The following is a 9264-nucleotide window of genomic DNA, read 5'->3' as shown; positions in this document are numbered from 1 at the left end:
CCATCTATGCGTCACCGTCGAATAGTCCTGTGACCGAACCGTTTTCGAATACCGCGCGGATGGTGGTCGCGAGCAGCGGTGCGATCGACAACACGGTGAGCTGCGGGAAACGCTTCTCCTCGCCGATCGGCAGCGTGTTGGTGACGATCACTTCCTTGGCGCCGCTCTGGGCCAGCCGATCGGATGCCGGGTCGGACAGCACGCCATGGGTGGCGGCGATGACGACGTCTTTGGCGCCGTCGTCGCGCAGCAGCTTGACCGCGCCGGCGATGGTGCCACCGGTGTCGATCATGTCGTCGATCAACACGCAGGTACGGCCCTCCACCTCGCCGACCACCCGATTGGACACCACCTGGTTGGGCACTCGCGGGTCACGGGTCTTGTGGATAAACGCCAGCGGGACGCCACCCATCGCGTCGGCCCACTTCTCGGCGACCCGCACCCGGCCGGAGTCGGGGGAGACCACGACCATGTCGGCGCCGGCGTAGTTGTCCTTGATGTAGCCGGTCAGCAGGTTTTGGCCGCGCATGTGGTCGACGGGCCCGTCGAAGAAGCCCTGAATCTGATCGGTGTGCAGGTCGACGGTGACGATCCGGTCTGCGCCCGCGGTCTTGAACAGGTCCGCGACCAGGCGCGCCGAGATCGGCTCGCGCCCGCGGTGCTTCTTGTCCTGCCGGGCATACGGGTAGAACGGCACGACTGCGGTGATCCGCTTGGCGCTTCCGCGTTTGAGCGCGTCGATCATGATCAGCTGTTCCATCAGCCACTGGTTGACCGGCATCGGGTGTGACTGCAGGACGAAGGCATCGCAGCCGCGGACCGATTCGTCGAATCGCACGAAGATCTCGCCGTTGGCGAAGTCGCGAGCGGTCTGAGCGGTGACGTGTACGTCGAGCTCCTTGGCCACCTGTTCGGCCAGCTCGGGGTGCGAGCGGCCGGCGAACAGCATCAGATTCTTGCGGTTATCGGTCCAGTCGTAGCTCATCTGTCGCCCTCGCCGATTCGGATCGGATGGTTACCCAATTGATTGCCTGTGAATGATGCGCCTCTGCATGGCTCGCCACTGAATAATAGGTAGCGAATCGCCGCTGCGCTGCTCCCTTGCCGTCATGTTGTCTCGGTCGGCGACGGGGGTGCCTCGGGATTGGCGGCGCGTGCCTTCTCCGCGGCCTCTGCGGCCGCGCTACCGGGCCTTTTACGCGCGACCCAGCCCTCGATGTTGCGCTGCTGGCCACCGGACACCGCCAGCGCACCGGGCGGAACGTCCTCGCGTACCACCGTGCCGGCTCCCGTGTAGGCGCCGTCGCCGACGCTGACCGGGGCGACGAACATGGTGTCGGAGCCGGTGCGCACGTGCGAGCCGACCGTGGTGCGTTGCTTGGATGTGCCGTCGTAGTTGACGAAGACGCTGGAAGCGCCGATATTGCTGTGCTCGCCGATGTCGGCGTCACCGACGTAGGTCAGGTGCGGCACTTTGGTGCCGGCGCCGATTGTGGAGTTCTTGGCTTCGACGAATGCGCCCAGCTTGCCCTCGGCGCCCAGCACCGTGCCAGGCCGCAGGTAGGTGAACGGCCCAACCACCGCGCCGTCACCGATCGACGAGTTGGTGCCGTGGGTCCGCAGCACCGAAGCGCCGTCCCCGACTGCGACATCGGTCAGCGTGGTATCCGGGCCGATGGTGCAATGCCCGCCGATGCGGGTGCCGCCGAGCAGCTGCGTCCCGGGCTGGATGACGGTGTCGCGGCCGATGGTCACGTCGATGTCGATCCAGGTGGTCGCCGGGTCGACGACGCTGACGCCGCTCAGCTGATGGGCGGTGACGATACGGCGGTTGAGCTCGGCGGCCAGTTCGGAAAGCTGCACCCGGTTGTTCACGCCGGCCACCAGCGAGCTGTCGTCGACGTGCCTGGCCTGCACCACCTGGCCATCCTGTCGAACGATGGCGATGACGTCGGTGAGGTACAGCTCCTGTTGCGCGTTGTCGGCGGACAGCCGGCTCAACGCCGATCGCAGCGCGGCGATGTCGAAGGCGTACACGCCGGCGTTGACTTCGCGGATTTCCCGCTGTGACGGCGTCGCGTCAGCCTGCTCGACGATCGCGATCACTTCGTTGTCCTGGGTGCGCAGCGTGCGGCCGTAGCCGGTCGGATCGCTCAGCGTCGTGGTCAGCACGGTGACCGCCGCGCCGTGCGAATTGTGACTGGCCACCAGGTCGGCCAGCGTGTCGGCGTCGAGCAGCGGGACGTCGCCGGACGTGACGACAACGACGCCGCGGAAATCGTCGGGCAGCGCCGACAGGCCACACAGCACCGCGTGGCCGGTGCCGAGCTGCTGGTCCTGCGTTGCGGTGTCGATCGGGCGCCCAAGGGTTACGGCCAGTTCACCGATTGCGTCGTCGATGCGCTGGTGATCACGGCCGAGCACCACCACCAGGTGGTGCGGCGCCATCTTGGCGATCGCATGCAGCGAATGTGCCAGCATGCTGCGGCCGGCCAACGTGTGCAGCACCTTAGGGGTGTCCGAGCGCATCCGGGTGCCGGCCCCGGCCGCCAGGACGAGGACCGCTGATTCGCCGCGCGTCGTCATCGAACCTCCTCGCCGCTGGCCGCTGGTGGGCACAGCCGTGCATGTCGGCAAGCCGCCATCTGTCCAGCGTGTCATTATCCGCAGGGTCGCCGCAAAGCACGACGGTCATCGCCGATTCGGCAATGGACACCGCGATGGACAATAATCAAGCGGTGGAGCGACGACGAACCGCGCACGCCAGCCGACCGCCGATGGAAGTGCTGTCGGAATTGCCGGCGCTGGTGTTACTGGAGCGCATCCCGGTCCCTACGTTGGCGGTCATGCAGGACGGCACCATCGTGTTCGCGAACACGGCCTTCGCCGACATGGTCGGCCGTAACGCGGAGGAGGTCGTGGCGCTGAGGTTCCACGACATCTTCCATGGCGCGCTGGAAACGGAATCGGTGCTCTCGGTTGTCGACGGCCTGGCCAACATGGTCGTCGAGCTGGCGCACAAGGACGGCTCGACAGTGCGTGCGCTGATGAGCAGGTCAGCGCTGCGGCGTGCCGACGATTCGATCGCGCTGGCGACGTTCCAGGACCTCACCGAAGAGCTCTGGGCCAACGAGCCCTAGTCGCTGCCCAAGTCAGGACGCGTCGTGCTCGACGTGGCGCAGCGCCTCGCGGGCAAGGAATTCACGGTAGTAGCCCAGCGACGTCTCGGTCACGATGGCGGGGAACAGCAACTCCCACATGTCGGTCAGTCGCCGAACAAGATCGGTGCCGTCGGTGGTCGCCTGGCAGATCATCCGGGCTCCGAACGTCGCGCCGATGACCGCTTCGCTGACCGTTTTCGCGTCGAGTTCTGATCGGATATCGCCTTCGGCGATCGCCCTGCTGGTCTGGGCAGTCATCGACTCGATCCAGGCTGTGTAAGCCGCGCCGGCCGTGTCGTTGAATTTGCCGAACGCCAGACTCAACTGCTCGGCGGTGCGCACGACCGTGTTGGTGGCGAACAGATCCGCGGTGACGAACGTGCCGTGCAGGATGTTCTCCAGCGCCGGAGAAAACGAGTCCGACATGGTGCCCAACTCGGCGACCACCAGGGCTGCGCCGTCCTCGATGATGGCCGATGCCAGCGATTCCATCGAGTCGAAGTGGTGGTAGAAGGCGCCCTTGGTCATCCCGGTGCGCTCGATGATCGCGCCACGATCGGCAGCCGCGAACCCGACCTCGTTGAACACCTCGACCGCGGCGTCGAGAATCTTTCGCCGTGTCGCTTCCGATCGAACCTGGCGGGCCATCGCCTGTTACCTCCGGAGTTCCGGTTGTGCGCTGAGCTTCCGGGCTATGGCCATCGCAACAATCCTGACTTGGCGAAATAGCCTAACAGGGCGGCGGGCCGGGTCATCGATCACCGGCCGGTGGCCGACCTCGTGATCACGTCGAACCCGCCATCGCGGACGTACTCCCGATCGCAATGTTCGTGCGACGTGTGATGAACTGACGGAAGTAATCGATCCGGTCGGGACGCACGAAGCCGGGCAGCGTCAAAGCCCAGGCGCTCTCGAGGTCGCGAAGGAATTGCTCCGGTTCGTCCAGGTTGCTGGCCTGGCGCAGTCCCATGTAGATCGACACCAGCAGGCGTCCCACGTCCTGCGGGTCGGAGTCCTCGTATACGTCGCCCTCGCCGATGGCGCGGTGAACGGCTTGCGCAAGGGTGTCACTCCATGCTTTGAGCGACGTCGCCTGCAGGTCCTCGATCCGGCCGATCGACTCGAGCAGATGCAAAGCCGCCCGGGAAATGTCGTCGGTGATGTCGCGGACCGCCAGCTGATAGGAGAAATCGATCAGCGTTTCGAGGCCGGAGAATTTTCGTGCCAACAGGTCGGCGATGGCTTCATTGGACCGGGTGGTCTGGTCGTCGATGATGGCCAGCGCCAGCGCATGCTTGGACCGGAAGTGGAAATACATTGCGCCCTTGGTCAATTCGGCCTCGGCAAGCACGTCGTCAAGGCCGACTTGATGGTAGGGAAGCCGCGCGAACTGGCGTGCGGCGGCACGCAGAATCTGCTGGCGGGTGGTATCCGCTCGGGTGTCTGTTGTTTCGGTCATGGTTGGTCCACCTAGTAATGCTCCGCCGCGATAGTTTGACAACGGGCCCCTAGGTCTCGAGGCGTTGTTTGACAAGCGTAGTTCAACAGTCATCTGCAAGGGGCGATCGACGCGGCACGTACGCTGCGCGAGCCGAGTCGATGTCGTTCGGTTTGCGGACAGTTCAAGTTAACAGCGTTAGACCGAGCCTGGCAAGCTCTGAGGACTATTAGTCTGTACAGAGCTTCACAACATTCAAAAAGTATGTACCATAGTCGTTATGTGGGTGATCGGTCTGAGGAGGCTGCTGCGGCGCGACGGGCGCGGTCAGAGCGCCCTGGGCCGGGCGGGCTCCTCGTCGGTCGCTGCCCAGGCGGGCAACGCGGCCGCCACGACTCGCGGCGGACCGTAGATGCTCGAATTCGCGATGTTTCCGCCGGAAATCAATTCCGGGCTGATGTATGCGGGGCCCGGCGCGGGGCCGATGACGGCCGCCTCCGCGGCCTGGGACGCGTTGGCGGACGACCTGTACTTGGCGGCAGCCGCCTACGGATATGTGGTCTCAGACCTGACGTCGTCGTGGCTGGGGCCCTCCTCGCTATCAATGGCGACCGCAGCAGCCAGCTTCGTGTCATGGATCACCGCTAGCGCTGCGCAGGCTGAGTTAACCGCAGGCCAGGCCACGGCGGCCGTCGCCGCCTACGAGGCTGCGTTCGGCATGACGGTGCCGCCGCCGGTAATAGCGGCCAACCGCGCGTTGCTGCTCGCGCTGGTCGCCACAAACTTCTTCGGTCAAAACACCCCGGCGATCATGGCCACTGAGGCCGACTACGTCGAGATGTGGGCGCAGGATGCCACGGCGATGTACGGCTACGCCGGCGCGTCATCGGCAGCATCGGCGTTGACGCCATTCACGACTCCGCTGGAAAGCACCAACCCCTCTGGGGTTGCCGGGATGGCCGCTGCGGTGACACAAGCCGCCGGTACCTCGGCCGGCACGGGTGCCCAGACGGTGGCACCATTGAGCTCCGCGGCGGTGCCGGGTGCTCTGCCGGGGTTCGCATCAACGGTGGCTTCGTCTTCGACTTCGACGTCACCTCTCTCCTCCTTGACGACCCTGACGTCGTCGTCCGCATTGACGTCGGGGACGAGCCTGGCCTCTGGCGCGGCATCGTCAGTGTCGATGGCTACCTCGGGCGTCTCGATGCTCGGCTCGGCGGGTTCGCTGATGAATACGTTTGGCCCGGCCACTACCGCATTTTCCAGGGGCTTCCAGATATCCGGATCGGCGACGAGCACGGGCGTCGGTTCGGGAGCAGGTGCGTTGAGCTCACCCGGCATCGGCGGTACATCCGTAACCGCGACCGCGGGCCGGGCGGCGTCGCTCGGCCCGTTGTCCGTTCCCCAGGGCTGGACCTCCGCAGCGCCCGCATTCAGCCAGGTTCCCTCGGCGTTGCCTGGCGGAGCGCGCGTTACAACGCCGGTCGTACCGACCAATCCGGCGGGCCCGATCGGCGTTCCGCCGGCGAGTCCAACGCAGCGCGTGGGCGTCAGTTCACCCTTGGCTGCCCGCTACAACTTCCGCCCCCCCATGGTGCAACGGCCGGTATACGCCGGTTGAGGCACCGAGGAAGCTTGCGATGCTCCCGCGATACCAAAGGTTCATCCAAAGGCTTAACAACATCCCAAAAGTATGTATACTCACCGATATGCTGATGGACGGTTTGAGTCTCCTGTGCGCTCCGGCGGCGACCATCGAGAAGTCCGTGCTGCATTCCGGTTCCGATTACTGGGTGAACTAGCGCAGGCCAGTACCGGGCGACGAAGGAACATCACTATGCGAGCGCTGGTCAGCGGTACCGAGGGCAGTTTGATTTGCCCTCCCGCCCCAACGTTTCTCGGAGGCGGCCTTTTTTCGAAGGGAGGGCTCGAGTGAGGTACATGCCCACTGACGTTGCCGGAGTAACGATCATCGATATCGAACCAGACCGCGATGATCGTGGCTTCCGCTCAAATGTGTTCTGCAGCAACGAATTCGCCGAAAACGGATTGCCTTTCAGCGTCGTGCAGACGAGCGTCTCCTACAACTATGCCAGAGGGACTTTGCGCGGCATCCACCGTCAGGTTGCTCCGAACGCCGTCGCCACGCTGATCCGCTGCACTCGGGGTGCAATCGTCGCCGCTGCCGTCGACGTACGTCCGGAGTCGTCTACCTACGGCAAGCACGTCATGGTTCAGCTGAGTGCCGACAATCGCCGCGCTCTGTTTCTGCCGGCCTACGTTGCGCACGGCTTTCAAACCCTTGCTGACAATACAGAGGTTCTTTTTCAAGTCAGCGAGGTCTGTGAAGCCACCGAAGAGCAGGGATTCCGTTGGAACGAACCAGAATTCGGGATCGAGTGGCCATTGGCGGTCAGCGTAATCTCTGAAAAAGACGCCAACTGGCCGTTGCTCGCATCGATGAGGAGCGTCACGGCGACGATCGGCAAGTTGCCGACCGGACGAAATGTATCCACGGACGGCACCACCGTAATCGGTAAGCGAAGTGCCAGGGCGACCACCAGCCACGACACGCTCGCATCCGACTATTCACGATCGGTGACGTACAACCGAGAGACCAGGCCCGCATGACTGTCACAACCATAAAGACCCGCCCCAGTCGAACCGGCCGACCGATTGAATTGGTTCGTCCGGCTCCCGCCTTCAAAGCTGCCACTGCGCGGCGCTGGCAGCATCAATACTCGCGACGTTTACAAATCACCGATACGCTTATCGTTTGCGCATCGGTAGGGCTCGCCCAGTACATCCGATTCGGCGATTCGCCGCACGATTCGGGTTACCCCGGCGAGGTGGTGACGCTATTTTCTGTTTTGTTCGCGGCTCTGTGGCTGTCGTCGATCGCGACGTTCCGCACCAGGTCGGTTCGTGTCATCGGCGACGGCATCGAGGAATATCGGCGCATCGTCAGCGCATCATTTTGGACGTTCGGAATGATTGCGATCGTGAATCTGCTGGCGAGGATATTCCTGGCCCGTGGGTACTTGGCAGTCGCGTTACCGGTGGGCACGATCGGGTTGCTGGTGAGCCGTGCATTGTGGCGTTACCATATCGGCGGCAAGCGAGCCACCGGCAAATATCAGACAATGGTATTGGCAATTGGAGATCGTAAGGCAGTTGCTCAGCTTGCGCAGGAACTGACCCGCAATCCTCGAGCCGGCTACGTCGTGGTCGGGGCCGGTATACCCGGGTACGGACCGTCACGCGGCAAGACCCTTCTGGTCAACGGCCGGGAGATCCCGATTCTTGGAGACGAGGCGCACGCCGTGGCCGCGCTCGGACATTGCGGCGCCGACACCGTCGCGTTGACGGGCACAGAACGTTTTGGTGCACAGGGGCTTAGACAGTTGATGTGGCAGCTGGAGACGGTGGATGTCGATCTGGTGGTCGCTCCCGGAGTGATGGATGTCGCGGAAGGCCGACTGGCGTTGCGGCCCTTCGCCGGCTTCCCGTTGTTGCATGTGGAAAAACCGCAGTACGAGGGCGCCAAACGATTCCAGAAACGCGCCTTCGATTTTTGCTTCGCGCTGGCCGCCCTGATCGGTACGTCGCCACTACTCATTGCAGCGGCCATCGCTGTCAAAGTGTCGAGCAAAGGCCCGGTCTTTTACCCGTCCGAGCGGATCGGTTTGGATGGAAAACCTTTTACCATGCTCAAATTCCGAACGATGGTCGACGGTGCCGACAGCCAAATTCAGCATTTGTTGTCTCGCAATGAGAGCCAGGGCGGAGTGTTGTTCAAAATTCGCCAAGACCCCCGCGTCACTCCGGTTGGCAGAATTCTCCGCAGACTCAGCATCGATGAGTTACCGCAATTCATCAATGTGCTCAAGCAGGACATGAGTGTGGTCGGGCCAAGACCGCCGCTGAGACGAGAGGTGATGACATACGACGGCGATGTCCAGCGGCGACTTTTGGTCAAGCCGGGGGTTACCGGGTTATGGCAGGTAAATGGCCGTTCAGACCTTCCGTGGGATGAATCGATGCGTCTGGACTTGTCTTACGTCGACAACTGGTCGATGGCGAGCGATTTTCTGCTTATCGCCAAGACCCTCAAGGCTGTCTTGGCCCGCGACGGGGCATATTGAATGGCCTGGGGTGAGTTAGGTCCGGGTGCTGGCCTCCGGGTTGTTGCCGCCTGGGCAGAAAACGGTCTCAATCGTGGCCGGCGCCAACGTCTTTCTACCGATGGCAAGCACGGTGAGATGTCTCGCCAATTGGCCGATAGTGCCCTCGCTGCATCGCCAGCAGCTGATCGCGTAACTCGCGAGTTGGACCGGACCTCCCTGAAACGTCCGGGCCGCGGTGTGCCCCCGCCGCGGTCCGGGCTTCCCCCGCTCGGCGTGACATGAAGGGCGACATCAAGGAAAGCGTGCCGGCGGCAGTTGCTCAGTTGCATTGCCGTTTATGTGATTCGGGTCGACTCCGAAGCGTTTTGGACCTCGGCGCAAGCCCGCCCTGTGACAAGTTCCTCACACCCGGAGAACTTGATTTGGCAGAACCGAATTTCCCGCTGCACTTGCGGGTATGCGATGACTGCCTATTGCTACAGATACCGGCGCTTGTCTGGCCGCATGGAGCCTTCACTGAACACGCGTATTTCTCTTC

General features: G+C 63.4%; 10 protein-coding genes. 6 read left to right on the top strand and 4 right to left on the bottom strand.

The features are described 5' to 3' along the window. Positions 1 to 4: 4 nt before the first annotated feature. On the bottom strand, positions 5 to 985 hold the full coding sequence (locus WAN02_RS10480) for a ribose-phosphate diphosphokinase (RefSeq protein ID WP_422264085.1): 981 nt from the start codon (positions 983 to 985) through the stop codon (positions 5 to 7). Positions 986 to 1107: 122 nt separating this feature from the next. Beyond that, positions 1108 to 2586, bottom strand: coding sequence for a bifunctional UDP-N-acetylglucosamine diphosphorylase/glucosamine-1-phosphate N-acetyltransferase GlmU (gene glmU / locus WAN02_RS10475; protein WP_422264084.1), 1479 nt, complete (start codon positions 2584 to 2586; stop codon positions 1108 to 1110). Positions 2587 to 2777: 191 nt separating this feature from the next. On the opposite strand from glmU, the gene WAN02_RS10470 reads away from it, so the two are divergent. Beyond that, on the top strand, positions 2778 to 3140 hold the full coding sequence (locus WAN02_RS10470; RefSeq protein WP_422264087.1) for a PAS domain-containing protein: 363 nt from the start codon (positions 2778 to 2780) through the stop codon (positions 3138 to 3140). A 12-nt stretch (positions 3141 to 3152) separates the two neighbouring features. Here the strand turns inward: WAN02_RS10470 and WAN02_RS10465 are convergent, their stop codons facing one another. Both WAN02_RS10465 and WAN02_RS10460 read right to left on the bottom strand, forming a co-directional pair. Continuing rightward, positions 3153 to 3809, bottom strand: a complete 657-nt coding sequence (locus WAN02_RS10465; protein WP_422264083.1) for a TetR family transcriptional regulator — start codon at positions 3807 to 3809, stop codon at positions 3153 to 3155. A 136-nt stretch (positions 3810 to 3945) separates the two neighbouring features. Continuing rightward, on the bottom strand, positions 3946 to 4620 hold the full coding sequence (locus WAN02_RS10460) for a TetR family transcriptional regulator (protein WP_422264082.1): 675 nt from the start codon (positions 4618 to 4620) through the stop codon (positions 3946 to 3948). Positions 4621 to 4879: 259 nt separating this feature from the next. Here WAN02_RS10460 and WAN02_RS10455 point away from each other — a divergent pair, with 259 nt between their 5' ends. The 5 genes from WAN02_RS10455 to WAN02_RS10435 all read left to right on the top strand — a co-directional run. Then, positions 4880 to 5011: a hypothetical protein gene (locus WAN02_RS10455; RefSeq protein WP_422264081.1), complete on the top strand. Its 132-nt coding sequence runs from the start codon at positions 4880 to 4882 to the stop codon at positions 5009 to 5011. Continuing rightward, positions 5012 to 6220 (top strand): PPE family protein, encoded by a 1209-nt coding sequence (locus tag WAN02_RS10450; RefSeq protein ID WP_422264080.1) that lies wholly within the window; start codon positions 5012 to 5014, stop codon positions 6218 to 6220. A gap of 320 nt (positions 6221 to 6540) precedes the next feature. Then, positions 6541 to 7230, top strand: a complete 690-nt coding sequence (locus WAN02_RS10445) for a dTDP-4-dehydrorhamnose 3,5-epimerase family protein (RefSeq protein ID WP_422264079.1) — start codon at positions 6541 to 6543, stop codon at positions 7228 to 7230. Next, complete coding sequence (locus WAN02_RS10440; protein ID WP_422264078.1) at positions 7227 to 8744, top strand: sugar transferase; 1518 nt, start codon at positions 7227 to 7229, stop codon at positions 8742 to 8744. The genes WAN02_RS10445 and WAN02_RS10440 overlap by 4 nt, the downstream gene beginning before the upstream one ends. Positions 8745 to 9049: 305 nt before the next feature. After that, on the top strand, positions 9050 to 9264 hold a 215-nt coding region (locus tag WAN02_RS10435; protein ID WP_422264086.1), incomplete at its 3' end, for a class I SAM-dependent methyltransferase.

The sequence above is a fragment of the Mycobacterium sp. genome, from assembly GCF_049281135.1.
Classification (GTDB): Bacteria; Actinomycetota; Actinomycetes; order Mycobacteriales; family Mycobacteriaceae; genus Mycobacterium.
The sequence above is the reverse complement of the archived record's forward strand: the minus strand, read 5'-3'. Positions and strand labels throughout refer to the sequence as shown.

Coding starts and splice junctions, on each gene's coding strand:
- WAN02_RS10445 (WP_422264079.1), top strand. CDS start 6,541: ATGCCCACTGACGTTGCCGGAGTAACGATCATCGATATCGAACCAGAC.
- glmU (WP_422264084.1), bottom strand. CDS start 2,586: ATGACGACGCGCGGCGAATCAGCGGTCCTCGTCCTGGCGGCCGGGGCC.
- WAN02_RS10450 (WP_422264080.1), top strand. CDS start 5,012: ATGCTCGAATTCGCGATGTTTCCGCCGGAAATCAATTCCGGGCTGATG.
- WAN02_RS10465 (WP_422264083.1), bottom strand. CDS start 3,809: ATGGCCCGCCAGGTTCGATCGGAAGCGACACGGCGAAAGATTCTCGAC.
- WAN02_RS10470 (WP_422264087.1), top strand. CDS start 2,778: ATGGAAGTGCTGTCGGAATTGCCGGCGCTGGTGTTACTGGAGCGCATC.
- WAN02_RS10460 (WP_422264082.1), bottom strand. CDS start 4,620: ATGACCGAAACAACAGACACCCGAGCGGATACCACCCGCCAGCAGATT.
- WAN02_RS10440 (WP_422264078.1), top strand. CDS start 7,227: ATGACTGTCACAACCATAAAGACCCGCCCCAGTCGAACCGGCCGACCG.
- WAN02_RS10455 (WP_422264081.1), top strand. CDS start 4,880: ATGTGGGTGATCGGTCTGAGGAGGCTGCTGCGGCGCGACGGGCGCGGT.
- WAN02_RS10480 (WP_422264085.1), bottom strand. CDS start 985: ATGAGCTACGACTGGACCGATAACCGCAAGAATCTGATGCTGTTCGCC.